Origin of the sequence: Pseudolysinimonas sp. (assembly GCF_031389465.1) — a bacterium.
Classification (GTDB): Bacteria; Actinomycetota; Actinomycetes; order Actinomycetales; family Microbacteriaceae; genus Pseudolysinimonas_A.
The window spans coordinates 1-14,263 of the sequence record NZ_JANMSQ010000241.1 but is presented as its reverse complement, the minus strand read 5'-3'; the positions used below and the strand labels follow the sequence as shown (position 1 = coordinate 14,263).

The window sequence follows — 14,263 nt, the reverse complement described above, 5'->3', positions numbered from 1 at the left end:
ACGAAGTCCATGAAGCTGCGGAAGCCGAGGGCTTTCTCGTTGAACGACGGGTTCAGACGTTTGAGCTGCGATTTCACGGTCGAGGCGTTGAGCCACTCGTCGTCGTCTTGCTTGCCGCGGCCGAGGCCGATCGCGCGCACCAGCAGTCGAGCTGCGGTCGCGGGCGTGAGTTCGGCCGGGGTCGACGGTTGCTCTGCCGCGTCGGCTGGCGCCTTCGCCGGGGCGGTCGCTGCGACGGGGATGTCGGGCACGTCGACATCCAGCGCGTCATACGACTCGAACTCGTCAAGCGCCGCGACCAGCGCGGGGCTGGTCGACCCGGCGACGCCGATGCCGACGACGACGCGGCCGAGCCGCTTGCAGCGCTGCGCGAGCGGGATGTAGTCGGAGTCGCCGGCGACAATCACCACATGCGTGATGTCGGGCAGCCGGAACATGTCGTCGATCACGTCGACTGCGAGCCGGATGTCGGCGCCGTTCTTCGTGCTCGACGCCGGGAAGAGCTGGGTCAGGTCGATCGCGCGGTCGACCAGCTGGCGCTTGTAGGCGGCGTTGGCCGGCACCGACCAGTCGGCGTAGGCACGGCTCAGTGCGACGGTGCCGAACGACGACGCGTAGTCGAGGATGGCGCCGATGTCGACCCGTGCCTGCTCGAGCTTCGGCACGGCCTTGCCATCGTTGCGCCTGGCCTCGTCTTTGCGCCACGAGTCACGGCCATGCAACTGGTCGTAGCGCGAGATGACGACGTTGTCGAAGTCGATGTAGACGGCGACGCGGGATTCGGTGGGTTCCCCGCGCTCGGCCATGGCTCGACCCTAACCCACGGGGTCTGTCAGCCTTCGGCGGGCACTACCCGCCCACAGAAAATACATAGGAATCAGGAGTCAGCTACCGGAATGACGACGCCGCTGACGCGCCCCGACGGCTCGCCCATTCGAGCACTCGTTGTCGACGACGAGGAGATGCTCGCCGACATGCTGCGGATGGCACTGCGCTCCGAAGGCTGGGACACCCGGGTCGCCCACGACGGGCAGACCGCGCTGAAGCTCGCCCGCGAGACCCCGCCCGACGTCGTGGTGCTCGACATCATGATGCCCGGCCTCGACGGGCTCACCGTGTTGCACCGGTTGCGTGAGGCGGGCAACGACTGCCCGGTGCTGCTGCTCACCGCGAAGGATGCCGTCGAGGATCGCATCGCCGGGCTGACCGCGGGCGGCGACGACTACGTCACGAAGCCGTTCAGCCTCGAAGAGGTCATGGCGCGACTGCGCGGGCTGGTGCGGCGTTCGATTCGGGCAGCCGGCGACGAGGGCCCGATCGTGCGGGTCGGCGACCTCACCCTCGACGAGGAGAGTTACGAGGTCGAGCGGGCGGGACACCCCATCCAGCTCACTCCCACCGAGTTCGAGCTGCTGCGGTTTCTGATGCGCAACCCGAAGCGGGTGCTGAGCCGGGAACAGATCCTCGATCGGGTGTGGAGTTATGACTTCGGCGGCCGGGCAGCGGTTGTCGAGCTGTACATCTCCTATCTGCGCAAGAAGCTGGATGCCCACGGCCCCGGCATGATCCACACGGTGCGAGGAGTCGGCTACTCGATCCGCCCGGCGACACCGTGACGCACTGGTCCCTCGGCACGCGGCTGGTCGTCGGGATTGTGAGCCTGCTCACCGTTCTCGCGGTCGCCATCGGGGTCGTCACGGTGGCCGCGTCGCGCGGCCAGTTCGTCGCCCGGCTCGACGGGCTTCTGATCGCTGCGTCGGACCGATCGACCGCCGCTGTCGATGCCGGCTTCACCGGTCCCGGGTCGATCGTCGAGATCCTGCCGGGCCAGGGGGCGGGGGCGGTCGGGATGGTGATCGTCGGCGACGCGGTCTTCGCGGGCTACATCGGCACCGACGGCACCGCTCGCACCCTCGACGCCACCCAGCTCGATCGGCTGGCTACGGTACCCGACGATCGACAGCCGGTAACCGTCGACCTCGGCGATCTCGGGGCCTACCGCGTCGTGTCGACGCCGCTCTCCGACGGGCGGATCGTCGTGAACGGCCTGTCGCTGGCCGAGGCGGATGCGGCAACGTCGAGCCTCATCCAGACGATCGCCGCCGTGAGTCTCGCCGCGATCGCCCTCGCTCTGCTGCTCGGCGCCTTCGTCGTGCGGGTTGCGTTGCGTCCACTCACCCGCATCGTCGATACCGTGTCCCGCGTCTCGGAGCTGCCGCTTGAGACCGGTGAGGTGTCGATGCCCGACCGGGTTCCCGTGGATGCGCCGGGCACCGAGGTCGGCCGGGTGGGTGCGGCGCTCAACCGACTGCTCGGCAAGGTCGAGACATCCCTCGCCGCACGCCACGAGAGTGAACAGAAACTGCGGCGATTCGTTGCCGACGCCTCGCACGAGTTGCGCACCCCGTTGGCGTCGATCCGCGGCTACGCGGAGTTGGCGCAGCGGCCGACTCAGGTGCCCGGCGACACCACCCGCTCGCTCGAGCGGATCGAGTCGGAGGCGGTGCGGATGTCGACCCTCGTCGACGAGATGTTGCTGCTCGCCCGGCTCGAAGCTGGCCGCGATCTGCGGGCTGAACCCGTCGCTCTCGGCGCCCTCCTCGTCGAAGCCGTCGCCGACGCGCACGTCGCGGGGCCCGACCACCGATGGGACCTCGAGCTGCCTCCCGAGGATGTCGGGATCCGCGGCGACGCGGACCGCCTACGGCAGGCGATCGGCAACCTTCTCGCGAACGCACGCCTCCACACTCCGGCGGGCACGACGGTGACGGCCGCACTCGAGGCTGCCGTCCGGGGCGCGGTCATCACGGTGACCGACGACGGACCGGGAATCGACCCCGCCCTGCAACCCATCCTGTTCGAGCGGTTCACGCGTGGCGACGATTCGCGGTCGCGCGTCGCCGGCAGCACCGGCCTGGGCCTGGCGATCGTTGCGGCGATCGTCGGTGCTCACGGCGGTCGGGTGAGTGTCGAGAGCGTTCCGGGGCGCACGGTGTTCCGGATCGAGCTGCCTGGCGACGACAACCCGGACGATCCAGAGCCCTCTCACAGCTGATGCCAGTCGCATCCCGAGATTCGTGCGGTGACCTGGGACCATGACCGATTCGACCCGCACCGCGTCCCGCACCGCGTCCCGCTTCCACACCGCGGTCACGCGCCGCGTGATCGGCGCCTTGGCTGCTCTCGCCCTCGCCGGGGGAATTGCGGCTGGCCCGGTCGACTCAGCTGCCGCCGCCGCATCCCGAACGTCGGCCTCGGTGCGTACGACAGCCGCGAGCGCGGCGGACTTCGTCGCGTCGCTCGACTCCCGGCAGGCCGCGACACTGTTCGACGGCGAACCGAATGTGCCGGGTACCGGGCTGCGGCTCGGCGACCTGACGGCCGATCAACGCGACGCCGCATTCGCCGTGCTGCGCTCACTGTTGAGCGCCGAGGCGTGGGGGCAACTCGCCGACCTGCTCGCCGCCGACGCAGAATTGGATGCCGCCGTCGGCGGCGGCTCGGAGTGGTCGTCCGACGACTACCGGCTGGCCCTGTTCGGCGAGCCCGACGGCGACTTCGTGGTGCAGTTCTCGACCGCTGACGTCGTGTTGAGCGCCATCCGGCAGGGCGATGCGATCGACGTGCGACCGGATGTCGTCGCTTAGCCGAACGCTCGGTTAGCCGCCGAGGTCGCGCCGACGGGCGCGGGCCGTGTCGAGGGTGGTGCGGGCCTTCTCGTGGGCGCGGCCGGCGCTGTCGCGCTGTCGTTCGAGAGCCTCGGCCTCCCGCTCGGCAGCGGCGACAGCCTTGCGCGCCTCGCGCAGCCGCACCTCGAGATCGCCGAACCCCTCGGCCGCCTCGGCAGCGTCGTGCTCTGCCCGCGCGACCACGGCATCCGCTCGCTTGCGCGCACGGAGCAGTTCGGCGTCGGCGTCATCGATCGCGTGGGGCCGTTGGGCTTCCGGGGCCGTCCGCTTCTGGGCCGCCCGAGAGCCTGCCTCGGGCACCGCAATCGCCTCCGCGAGGTCGACCGGCTCGAACCCGATGGTCTGAAGCGGTCGCAGGAGCCGACCCGTGCGGATCGCGTCGGCGGCTCCCACGTCGGCGAGCCCCGCGTCGAGCGTCGCGGCGACGGCATCCACGACGGCGGGCGTTGTCGTCTGCCCGGCGTCGGAAGCGAGCCGCGCGCCCTCCCGCGCAAGCGCGGTGACCCGGGTGCGCCGCTCCTTCGCGAGCCGGGTGATCTCGTCGCGGTTGAGCGCTGCCTGAGCCGCCCGCAGCTCCGCGCCGAGGTCGAGCAGCTGTTCCAGGTCGTCTCGTCGCGACCGGGCGAGCAGGTTGACGACCCAGGCGGCCGGGGCGGGCTTGCGCAACTCTTTCACCCGTGCCGCGAGTTCCTTGTCGCCCGCGACGTCTTTCACGCGCGCCGTGCGTTGCGCGATGAAATCAGCGGGGGGCACGCCGTAGAGCCCGTCCGCGACGTCGGCCAGCCGATCCGCCATCTGCCCAGTCAACCATCCCGGTGCCCAGCGGACGGGCCTAACCTGGGGCGGTGAGCTCCGCGCGGGTCGTCGTCGTGGGCAGCGTCAACCTCGACCTGCTCTACCGGGTGCCGCACCTGCCGCGGGCGGGGGAGACCCTGCTCGGCGCCGACCTCGTGCGCCTCTCGGGCGGCAAGGGGGGCAACCAGGCGCACGCCGCCGCGAAGATCGCCCCGCCGGGAGTCACCGTGGCGATGATCGCCTGCCTCGGCGACGATGAAGGGGCCACCCTGCTGCGCGGTGAGCTTGCCGCGGCCGGTGTCGATGTGGCGGGAGTGCAGACAGTCGCCGGCCCTTCGGGCACCGCGCTCATCGCGGTCGACGATCGGGGCGAGAACACGATCGTCGTGATTCCGGGAGCGAACGGCGCATGGCCGGAGTCCGCTGTCGCATCGATCGACATGCGTGCCGGCGACGTGGTCGTCGTGCAACTCGAGGTGCCGTTTGCCGTTGTCGAGACCGTCGTCTCGCGCGCGGCCACCGCCGGTGCCCGGGTCGTGCTCAACGCCGCCCCGCTCGATCGCCGCGCCACGGAACTGCTCGACAATGTCGACGTGCTCGTCGTCAACGAGATCGAAGCGGCCGAGCTGTTCGGCTTCGACGCCGGGCTGAGCGCGGATGACATTGCCGGCATCGCGGGCGGCCTCGACACCGATCTGGTCGTCACCCTCGGCGCCCGGGGCGCGGTGTTCGCGCCGGCTCGGGGGGAGGCCACGAGTCTTCCCGCTTTCGCCGTCGACGCGATCGACACCGTCGGAGCGGGCGACGCTTTCGTCGGCGGACTTGCCGCCGCGCTGGCAGCATCCGCCACCCTCGAGACAGCCGTGCGGTGGGGTTCCGCGGCGGGGGCTCTCACCGCGACGGTGGTCGGAGCTCGGCATCCCGGCCTCGATCGGAAGGCCATCGAAACCCTCGCAGGACCGGTCGGGTAGACCCCCCGGTCTGTGCGTCCCCGGCTTGGGGGACGGATTATTAGGCTCACAGTTTTACGTGCGACACTCTCTTTCAGCCGTTCCCGCGTTCTGATGCGCGGGTCGGTGAGGTGCCCGCTGCCGCATTCCCTGATCCGCCGCAGCGGGCACCGCTTCATCGTCGGTGAGGTGCCCGCCACCGCACCTGCGTGATCCACCGTGGCGGGCACCGCCTCCTCTGCGAGCACCGAGTTTTGACGCGCTTCTCGGTCGGTTCCGCTACCCCTAGTCAGAGCCCAACGGGCACGCCAGGTGACTCGCAAAGTCATTGGGTGACGTCACGTCAAGAGTGACGTCACCTCATTTTGGTGAGTGCAGACGGTTTTGTCTATGCCTCAGTTTCCGAGTTACGTAACGAGTCGGCGACGAACTGGGCTAGCGGTCTTACGCCACGCCCACCCAGAGTCCGTCACGGGCGCGGGTCATCCCCACGAACAGCTCGCGGCGTTGCAGTGTGGTGCGTTCGGCCGCTGCATCGTCGAGAGTCGCCTGACCTTCCTGCACGAGATACGGCGGGGTGCGTACCACGAGCACCTCGGCGAATTCGAGGCCCTTCGCCCGCTTGATCGTGCCGACCTTCACGGCGTCGGTCGGGGTGCCGTCGTACGTCGCGAGATCGATGGTCGGGATGCCGGCCTCCGCGAGTGCTTCGGCCGCCTCCTTCGCGTGCCAGGCATAGAGCGCGAGCACGCCGATGTCGCCGAGACGCACCTCGCGACCCGACTCGACGGCGTCGGAAACGATCCGGCGCACCCGCTCGACGAGCGACCGGTCGTGCACCGCCCGGGACGGGAACACCGTGTACACCGGACGCGGCCCGTGACGCGGAGTTGTCGCCTCATCGGCGGGCGTCGTCGCACCCTCGATGTCGGTGTGCTGATCGCCGCGCACGAAGAGCCCGGCGAATTCTGCGATCTCGGCAGTGTTGCGGTGATTGGTTCTGAGCACGACGGAACGGCCGGCGATCGACACCCCCGCCTCGGCAAGGGTCGAGCCACCGGGGTAGATCGTCTGCTGCCCGTCGCCGATGAGGTTGAGACCGTCGGGGATGTCGCCGACGAGCGAGTGCAGCAGGCGGATCATCACGGGCGAGAGATCTTGCACCTCGTCGACGATGACGGCGCGGTACCGCTCGAGTGGCTGCTCCTTCAGCGATGCGTCGGCCTCGAGGATGAGGTCCTGCCAGTCCGCGATGCCGCGAGCACGCAATGCGGCCTCGTAGGCGACGTAGAGCTCCCACACCGCGGCCCGCTGCTCGACCGTGAGCGGACGCCGACGGCCGTGCCGGGCGAGCCCCGCGTACTGCTCGAACCGCGAGAGGCCCCGGCCCTTGAGAACCGCCGACACTTCCTCGTACCAGTACCGAGCGGCGGGATCGATGGCGCCCAGCGGCCCGGTGAGCCCGTGCCGGCGCCAGATCTCGTCGAAGAGCCGGGAGGCGAGCTCGGCGTCGACATCGAGCTGCGCTCCCCGTGCGTCGAGCACGTCGGCGGCGAAGCCGTGCACGCTGCGGAACTCCACCCGGTTCACGATGTCGGGGGCCATCCGGCGCAGCAGCGACTCGAGCACGGTCGGCAGGGTGCGCACGAAGGTCGTCACGAGCACCGGACCTCCGGTGACTCGGGCGAGGTACGCCGCGCGATGGAGTGCGACGACGGTCTTTCCGGTGCCAGCGGCACCGCGGATCCGAGACGGTCCGCCGAACGAGCGGCGCACGAGCCGAGCCTGGTCGGGGTCGAGGAACGCCATCCACTCTTCGATGGGCGCGCGGCGCAAGCCCTCGAGCAGCGCCTCGTGGATGTGCTCGGCGGTCGGCGGGTCGGTCACGTGGAACGGCAGCACGGGCTCCGGGACGGAGGTGACGGGAAGGGAGACCGGTCCGGTGGTCACCGGCGGAAAGAGCTGTTCGAGCGCGACGCGCACCCCGGCCACCCGGGTCGGCGACAGCCGCGGGCCGAGCCGGGCGATCTCGCTCACCGCGGCGGAGTCGGCGAGAAGCGTCACGCCGAACAGTTCGGTGCGCGGCACGGCGAGACCGGTGAACGCGACGACGGCGCGCACCTCGCCCGGGGCGAGGCCGATTTCGGCGAGTTCGCCCTGGGTCCGGTGAAGCAGGTCGGCGAGTCGCTCGATCTCGGGCGTCGCGTCGTCGGCACCGCGCCAGACGCGGCCCCCGGCGATCGTGACTTCACGCCAGGCCTTGGCGTCGACGAGCACGACCCCGCCCGGCCCGACGAGCACCAGGTCGACGTTGCCGCGGGCCGAGCCGGGGCGCTTTCGGTCGGCGAGCAGGGTGTAGCCGAGCGGCTCCAGCTCGATCAGCGTGCGAGCGAGGCGCTGCTCGCTGTGGGCGGCCACCTCGAAGCTTCGGGCCATCTGGCGTGCGATGCCGGCGCGGCGGGCGTGCTCATCCGCCAGTTCGCGCTGCCGCGCGGCCTCCCGCGCGGCAGAGTCTCCCGCCCCCACAATTCCCCCCGGAATCCGAAGCCGCGAAATTCCCCTCTGAAGACGTTGCGGCTCCGCCTTCAGTGTGTGGCCGCGAGCGACCTTCCGCTATCGCGTCTTCGGGGGCCACGAGCGCCCCGCGCGGCGCGCTACCAGTCGGGAACGAGCTCGCTGAGCACCACCGGCAACCCGAATGCGCCGAGCGTACCGATCGCGCCGAAGACGATTGCGACGACTCCCGGTGCCTTGCTTCCGGGACGGAACAGGCTGATGACCCCGAGCACCAGAGCCGCGAACGAGATGGGGGAGAGCAGCGCGATCACGCCGAAGAAGAAGATCATCCCGCCGAGGAGTCCGACGTAGATCGCGTCGTCGACGCTCGACGACTCGATCGCGCCGAAGATCGCGACGACGATCCAGGTGACAACCGGCGCGAACGCGGCGAAGAGCGCGAGAACGAGCGCGGCGATTCCGACGCGGTTGCGGGGCTGGGGCGTCGTCGTCGGGGTAGTCATGAGCGGGAGATTAGCGCGTAACGCCCCCGAAACCGGCGCTTGTTAGCGTGGCGCATGGCCACTGAACCGTCGAACTTCCACGTTCCCTCGATCGACATCACGCCCTACGTCACGACGGGCACCCCCGAGGAGCGAGCCGCGGTGGCGCGCGCGATCGATGACGCGTGTCGCACGGTCGGGTTCATGCAGATCCTCGGCCACGGCATCCCCGACGAGACGATCGCCGGACTGACTGAAGCGATGGATGCCTTCTTCGCCCTAGACCTCGAGACGAAGAAGACCTACAAGACGCCCCCCAAGATCAACCGCGGGTATTCGCCGCCGAAGTCGGAGAGCCTCAGCCTGAGCCTCGGCGTCGAGAGCGCCAACCGCATGAACGACTTCTTCGAGGCGTTCAACGTCGGGTCTGCGCAGTCCGACTTCCCGGGAGTCGAGCTGCCCGCCGAGGACTACGCAGAGAACGTCTGGCCCGACATCGCGGGCTTCCGGGCGAAGGTGGATGCCTACTACGTCGAGGCCAAGCGCGTGGCCGAAACGATGACGGTGATCTTCGCCGACGCCCTCGGGCTGCCGACGGGCTTCTACGACACCTACACCGGGCACTCGCTCGACGTCATGCGCATGAACAACTACGCCCTGCCGCCGGGGCGCATCCGACTCGACGGCGACCTCATCGGCATGGGCGAGCACACCGACTACGGGATTGTGACGGTGCTCTGGGCCGACCAAGTCAAGGGTCTGCAGGTGCTCGGCACCGACGGCTCGTGGAACGACGTCAACCCTGCCGACGACGCGCTGCTCATCAACCTCGGCGACGTCACCGCGCGCTGGACGAACGACCAGTGGATGTCGACGCTCCACCGCGTCAAGCCGCCGATCGTCGACGGAACGATCGAACGCCGCCGCAGCGCCGCCTATTTCCACGACGGCGACATCGACGCCGTGATCGCGACGATGCCGCACCTCATCGACGACGAGCACCCGAACCGCTACCCCGAACCCATCACGGTCGGCGAACACATCCGCGCGAAGCTCGCGGGCTCGCGCGCCGGCAAGAAGAACGACACCGCGGGCGCGGAGAAAGACCGGGTGCTCGCCGCTCGCGGATAGCCTCGGAGCTATGGCAACACCGCACATCGCAGCCTCGCCCGGCGACTTCGCGCCCGTCGTACTCATGCCCGGCGACCCGCGCCGCGCCCGACGGATCGCCGAGGAACTCTTCGACGATGCCCGACTGGTGACCGAGGTGCGCGGCATCCTCGGATTCACCGGTACGTACCAGGGCCGCGAGGTCTCGGTGCTCGCTTCGGGGATGGGTGGCCCGTCGATCGCGATCTACGCGACCGAGCTGGCGCGGTTCTACGGGGTGACGCGCATCGTGCGAGTCGGCACGGCGGGTGGACTCCAGCCCGGGATGCCGCTCGGCACCGTCGTCGCGGCGTCGGCAGCGCACACCGACTCAGCGATGACGACACGCTGGGTTCCTGGCGTCGCACTCTCGGCGGTGCCGTCGTTCGGACTGCTGGCCGCAGCGGTCGCGGCGGCGGAACGGGATGCCGTAGCGCTGCAGGTGGGACCGGTCTTTACGAGCGACACCTTCTACGGAGACGAGCCCGGCATCTTGGCGAAGCTTGGCGCGCTCGGCACCCTCGCCGCCGAGATGGAGACCGCGACCCTCTATGCGGTCGGCGCGAAAGAGGGCATCGAGACCCTTGCTCTCGTGACGGTCACCGACGACCTCATCGCCGGCCAGCACCTCTCGGCGGACGAGCGGGAGACCGGATTCGGCACCGCGGCGCGGCTCGCGCTCGCCGCCGCGCTGACCTGAGCGACCGCCCCGGGTAGCCTCAACGGGTGGCTTCCCGCATCGAGACCCTCGTCATCCTCGGCGCAGGGGGAGACCTCACCTCGCGATTGCTGCTGCCAGGCCTCGGAACGCTGCTCGCCTCGTCACGCGGCAGCGACATCCGACTGATTGGTGTCGACCGCGACCCGCTCACCGACACCGCCTGGAAGCGCCGCGTCGGGAAAGCATTCTCGGGCGTCGATGCTCGGCTCGCCGACCGGGTACTCGAGTCGTCGACGTATCTGCAGGCCGACGTGACGGACCCCGAAGCGCTCGGGCGCGTGCTCACCGCGGCGACCGGCCGGATCGCCCTGTTCTTCGCGCTGCCGCCCGCCGTCACTCAGATCGCCTGTCGCACGCTCGCGACGATGAAGCTGCCTGAGGGCATCGTGCTGGCCCTCGAGAAGCCGTTCGGCACCGACCTGGTCTCCGCCCGCGCGCTCAACCGACTGCTGCAGAAGCTGGTGCCCGAGGAGCAGGTGTTCCGGGTCGACCACTTCCTCGGCAAGTCGACCGTCATCAACCTTCTGGGCCTCCGCTTCGCGAACCGCATTTTCGAGCCGCTGTTGTCGGCGCAAAACGTCGCGCACGTCGAGGTCAACATCGAAGAAGACCTCGGGCTCGAGGGTCGCGCCGGCTACTACGACCGGGCCGGGGCGCTCATCGACATGATCCAGAGCCACCTGTTGCTCGTGCTCGCCCTCGCCACGATGGAACCGCCGGCGACGGTCGGCTCCGAAGACCTGCGGGGCGCGATGGCCCAGCTGTTGCGCGCGACCCGCCCGTGGAAGAAGGACGGCACCGAGAGTCGCCGTGCGCGCTACACGGCCGGCAAGATCGGTCGCCGCAAACTGCCCGCGTACACCAGCGAGCAGGGGGTCGACCGCTCGCACAACACCGAGACTCTCGCCGAGATGACGGTCGCGATCGACAACTGGCGCTGGGCGGGTGTGCCGTTCGTGCTGCGGTCGGGTAAGGCGATTGCCGAGCCGCGGCAAGAGATCGTGTTCACCTTCCGCGACGTGCCGCACCTGCCGACCGGCTTTCAGGGGCCGGGCCGTCAGGCGCGACTGCGCATCGGCATCAAGCCCGCCACCATGTCGCTCGACCTCGTCACGAACGGCCGTGACGACCCGTTCGACCTCGAGTGGGACACCCTGGATGCCGAGTTCGGTCCGAGCGACCTGAGCGCCTACGGCGAGGTCATCGCCGAACTGCTCGACGGCGACCCGACCCTCTCGGTGCGGGGCGACATCGCCGAAGAGTGTTGGCGCATCGTCGCCCCGGTGCTCGCGGCGTGGCGAGCCGACCGCGTGCCCCTCGACAGCTACGCGGCGGGCACCCGCGGCCCGCGAAGCTGGCACTAGCCAGGCTCAAGCCACGGCGGCGTTGCCCAGCAAACCGGCAAGGTAGAGGGCCACCAACGCGGCCCCGATGAGCAGCGCGAGGGCGATGACGATCAATCGCGTTGCGATTTCGAGTCCTCCTGATGTTCGACTTGCCCGCCGGCGTCAGACGTCGGCGGGTTGGATGACGGTGAACAGGGTTCCGAGGGGGTCGGTCGCGTGCACGACGCGCCCGAACGGGGTGTCGACGGGTTGGTCGAGCAGCGCGCCTCCGAGTTCCCGGATGCGCGCGGCAGCGGCGTCGGCATCCGCAACGGCGAAGTACGGCATCCAGGCCGACTCGTCGTCGAGGTCGTCGTGCGACGCGTCGTAGATACCCACCCGCGCAACGCCGGGCTCGCCGTGCACGACCATGCGGAACTCGTCGGAGTCACCCATCGACACCGTCTGCCAGCCGGCGACGTTCCGGTAGAACGGAACGGCGGTGGCGAAGTCGAGGGTGTGCAGTTCGAACCAGGCGGGCGCTCCGGGCACGTTCTCGACGCCGAAGCCGGGATGCGTGCCCGGCTGCCAGAAGCCGACGCGCGCCCCGGCGGGGTCGGTCGCGATCACCAGAACACCGAGGTCACCGGCTACCGACGGCCCGACCTCCACTCGGCCCCCGTTGACCTCGACCGCTGCCGCCGCGGCTCCGGCGTCGAGCACCTTGAGGTACACGATCCAACCGTCGTCGGGCATCGGCACCAGCCGGGCGACGTGCTCACCCTTCAGGCGCAGCGTCGCGGCTCCGTCGAGCGAATCCGAGCCGTCGGCGGCCCAGCCGAATAAGCCGCCGTAGAACGCGATCGACCGTTCCGGGTCGCTGGATGCCAGCTCGAGCCAGATGGGCTCGCCGGGGAACCGGTCGGCGGCGGCGCTGATGCGCGCAATTCCAGGCACCCGTTCAGTGTCGTTGATGCGGAACGCAAGGCCAAGAGGTCAGCCCGCCGAGAAGCGGCGCAGATACTCGCGGGTTGCGGCCTCGCGCGGGTTCGCGAACAGCTCGCGCGCGGCCCCCTGCTCGACGATGACGCCGCCATCGAGGAACAGCACGCGGTGCGCGACATCTCGGGCGAACGCCATCTCGTGCGTCGCCATCAGGATGGTGGTGCCTTCGGCGGCGAGGTCGCGCACCAGTTCGAGCACGTCGCCGACGAGCAACGGGTCGAGTGCCGAGGTGATCTCGTCGAGCAGCAGCACCTCGGGGTCAGTGTGCAAAGCCCGCACGATCGCGGCCCGTTGTTGCTGCCCGCCGGAGAGGCGATCGGGATGCTCGCGGGCCTTTGCCGCGAGCCCGATGCGGTCGAGCAGCTCGAGGCCCCGCTCCTCGGCCTGCGCCCGCGGAACTCCGTGCACCTTCCGCGCGGCCAGGGTCACGTTGTCGAGTACCGACAGGTGCGGGAAGAGGTTGAAGTGCTGGAACACGACGCCGAACCGCGCCCGCACCCGGTCGACGTCGACGCGCGGGTCGCTGATGTCCTCGCCACGCAGCAGAATGCGACCGTCGTCGATCGGCTCCAACAGGTTGATCGTGCGCAACAGCGTCGACTTGCCCGAACCGCTCGGGCCGATCAGCGCGACGACTTCGTGCTCAGCGAGCTCAAGGTCCACCCCTTGGAGTACCGGAGTTGCGCCGAATGACTTGCGCAGGCCTTCGACCCGCAACACGGGGTCGCCGGTACTCATACGATCGCCCCCATCTGTTCGCGCTTGCGCAGCCGGGCACTGATCCAGTCGGTCAGGCGGATGGTCGGGATGGCGAGCAGCACGAACAACACCGCCGCGACGATGTAGGGCGTGAAGTCGGCGAACCTCGCCGTTTCGATCTGCGCACCCCGGACGGCGTCGACGGCCCCGAGGATCGACACCAGCCCCACATCCTTCTGCATGGCGACGAAGTCGTTCATCAGCGGGGGCGCCTGGCGGCGGATCGCCTGGGGCAGCACGACGAGTCGCAGCGTCTGCCCGTGACTCAGGCCGAGGGCACGAGCCCCCTGCCACTGGGATGGATGCACCCCGTCGATTCCGGCTCGAATCACTTCGGAGACGTACGCCGAGTAGGTGATGACCAGAGCGATCGTTCCGAGCACCAGTTTGTCGATGCGAATGTCGAGCAGCCCCGGGATTCCGAAGCCGACGAGGTACAGCACGATGATGAGCGGGATGCCGCGGAACACGTCGGTGTACGCGGTCGCGAGGGTGCGCAGCGGGAAGAACACGGCGCCGCGGAGGGTACGCAGGAACGCGAGCAGCGTGCCGAAGACCGCGACGCCGACGACGGCAAAGGCGAGAATCTGCAGGTTGACCAGGAACCCCGCGCCGACCCGGGGGAATGCCTCGAGTGCCGTTTCGGGATCGAAGAAGCTCTCCTGAACGCGAGCCCAACCGGGGGTGTTGACGACGAAGAGCCAGACCACGACCGCGAACGCGACGGTGCTGACCGCCGCGATGAGCACCGACCGTGTCGATGCTCGGCGACGGAAGGGCCCCCCCGGGCCGGCGCAAGAGGAGGGGGGGGGGGCGTGCCGGGGGGGGGGGACCCGGAGGAGATAAATGGGGGGGGGCGAAAGGGGGTAGG

Annotated in this window: 14 protein-coding genes; 7 read left to right on the top strand and 7 right to left on the bottom strand. The window is 69.6% G+C overall.

Annotated features, from left to right (window positions below; translation table 11 throughout):
- The coding region (locus RMO30_RS09620; RefSeq protein ID WP_309712552.1) for an NYN domain-containing protein at positions 1-806 on the bottom strand (806 nt) is incomplete at its 3' end.
- A 90-nt stretch (positions 807-896) separates the two neighbouring features.
- Here RMO30_RS09620 and RMO30_RS09615 point away from each other — a divergent pair.
- From RMO30_RS09615 to RMO30_RS09605, 3 genes are read left to right on the top strand one after another with little or no spacing between them, the layout of a single operon-like run.
- A complete protein-coding gene (locus RMO30_RS09615; protein ID WP_309712549.1) occupies positions 897-1,616 on the top strand; it encodes a response regulator transcription factor in 720 nt (239 codons plus the stop codon).
- Positions 1,613-3,055 (top strand): ATP-binding protein, encoded by a 1,443-nt coding sequence (locus tag RMO30_RS09610; RefSeq protein WP_309712546.1) that lies wholly within the window; start codon positions 1,613-1,615, stop codon positions 3,053-3,055. The genes RMO30_RS09615 and RMO30_RS09610 overlap by 4 nt, the downstream gene beginning before the upstream one ends.
- Positions 3,056-3,095: 40 nt before the next feature.
- Complete coding sequence (locus RMO30_RS09605; protein ID WP_309712543.1) at positions 3,096-3,647, top strand: DUF3500 domain-containing protein; 552 nt, start codon at positions 3,096-3,098, stop codon at positions 3,645-3,647.
- Positions 3,648-3,659: 12 nt separating this feature from the next.
- Here RMO30_RS09605 and RMO30_RS09600 read toward each other — a convergent pair whose 3' ends face one another.
- On the bottom strand, positions 3,660-4,484 hold the full coding sequence (locus RMO30_RS09600) for a hypothetical protein (protein WP_309712540.1): 825 nt from the start codon (positions 4,482-4,484) through the stop codon (positions 3,660-3,662).
- A 50-nt stretch (positions 4,485-4,534) separates the two neighbouring features.
- Between RMO30_RS09600 and RMO30_RS09595 the strand changes: the two genes are divergently transcribed.
- Positions 4,535-5,455 carry a ribokinase gene (locus RMO30_RS09595; protein WP_309712537.1) on the top strand — a complete coding sequence of 307 codons (921 nt, stop codon included), beginning with the start codon at positions 4,535-4,537 and terminating at the stop codon, positions 5,453-5,455.
- A gap of 423 nt (positions 5,456-5,878) precedes the next feature.
- On the opposite strand, the gene RMO30_RS09590 is transcribed toward RMO30_RS09595, so the two are convergent.
- Complete coding sequence (locus RMO30_RS09590; protein WP_309712535.1) at positions 5,879-7,960, bottom strand: UvrD-helicase domain-containing protein; 2,082 nt, start codon at positions 7,958-7,960, stop codon at positions 5,879-5,881.
- A gap of 128 nt (positions 7,961-8,088) precedes the next feature.
- Complete coding sequence (locus RMO30_RS09585) at positions 8,089-8,454, bottom strand: hypothetical protein (protein ID WP_309712532.1); 366 nt, start codon at positions 8,452-8,454, stop codon at positions 8,089-8,091.
- A 54-nt stretch (positions 8,455-8,508) separates the two neighbouring features.
- On the opposite strand from RMO30_RS09585, the gene RMO30_RS09580 reads away from it, so the two are divergent.
- The 3 genes from RMO30_RS09580 to RMO30_RS09570 are packed head-to-tail and all read left to right on the top strand — an operon-like array spanning position 8,509 to position 11,667.
- Positions 8,509-9,564 carry a 2-oxoglutarate and iron-dependent oxygenase domain-containing protein gene (locus RMO30_RS09580; protein WP_309712529.1) on the top strand — a complete coding sequence of 352 codons (1,056 nt, stop codon included), beginning with the start codon at positions 8,509-8,511 and terminating at the stop codon, positions 9,562-9,564.
- Positions 9,565-9,574: 10 nt separating this feature from the next.
- Complete coding sequence (locus RMO30_RS09575; RefSeq protein WP_309712524.1) at positions 9,575-10,282, top strand: purine-nucleoside phosphorylase; 708 nt, start codon at positions 9,575-9,577, stop codon at positions 10,280-10,282.
- 26 nt (positions 10,283-10,308) lie between these two features.
- Complete coding sequence (locus RMO30_RS09570; protein WP_309712522.1) at positions 10,309-11,667, top strand: glucose-6-phosphate dehydrogenase; 1,359 nt, start codon at positions 10,309-10,311, stop codon at positions 11,665-11,667.
- A 144-nt stretch (positions 11,668-11,811) separates the two neighbouring features.
- Here RMO30_RS09570 and RMO30_RS09565 read toward each other — a convergent pair whose 3' ends face one another.
- From RMO30_RS09565 to RMO30_RS09555, 3 genes are read right to left on the bottom strand one after another with little or no spacing between them, the layout of a single operon-like run.
- Positions 11,812-12,585, bottom strand: a complete 774-nt coding sequence (locus RMO30_RS09565) for a VOC family protein (RefSeq protein ID WP_309712519.1) — start codon at positions 12,583-12,585, stop codon at positions 11,812-11,814.
- 39 nt (positions 12,586-12,624) lie between these two features.
- Complete coding sequence (locus tag RMO30_RS09560; protein ID WP_309712517.1) at positions 12,625-13,371, bottom strand: amino acid ABC transporter ATP-binding protein; 747 nt, start codon at positions 13,369-13,371, stop codon at positions 12,625-12,627.
- Complete coding sequence (locus RMO30_RS09555; RefSeq protein ID WP_309712514.1) at positions 13,368-14,141, bottom strand: amino acid ABC transporter permease; 774 nt, start codon at positions 14,139-14,141, stop codon at positions 13,368-13,370. The genes RMO30_RS09560 and RMO30_RS09555 overlap by 4 nt, the downstream gene beginning before the upstream one ends.
- Between the last annotated feature and the right edge of the window lie 122 nt (positions 14,142-14,263).

Bases quoted from the DNA above. Each gene is read 5' to 3' on its own strand.
- RMO30_RS09615 (WP_309712549.1), top strand. From the start codon at position 897: ATGACGACGCCGCTGACGCGCCCCGACGGCTCGCCCATTCGAGCACTC.
- RMO30_RS09605 (WP_309712543.1), top strand. From the start codon at position 3,096: ATGACCGATTCGACCCGCACCGCGTCCCGCACCGCGTCCCGCTTCCAC.
- RMO30_RS09600 (WP_309712540.1), bottom strand. From the start codon at position 4,484: ATGGCGGATCGGCTGGCCGACGTCGCGGACGGGCTCTACGGCGTGCCC.
- RMO30_RS09585 (WP_309712532.1), bottom strand. From the start codon at position 8,454: ATGACTACCCCGACGACGACGCCCCAGCCCCGCAACCGCGTCGGAATC.
- RMO30_RS09580 (WP_309712529.1), top strand. From the start codon at position 8,509: ATGGCCACTGAACCGTCGAACTTCCACGTTCCCTCGATCGACATCACG.
- RMO30_RS09575 (WP_309712524.1), top strand. From the start codon at position 9,575: ATGGCAACACCGCACATCGCAGCCTCGCCCGGCGACTTCGCGCCCGTC.
- RMO30_RS09560 (WP_309712517.1), bottom strand. From the start codon at position 13,371: ATGAGTACCGGCGACCCCGTGTTGCGGGTCGAAGGCCTGCGCAAGTCA.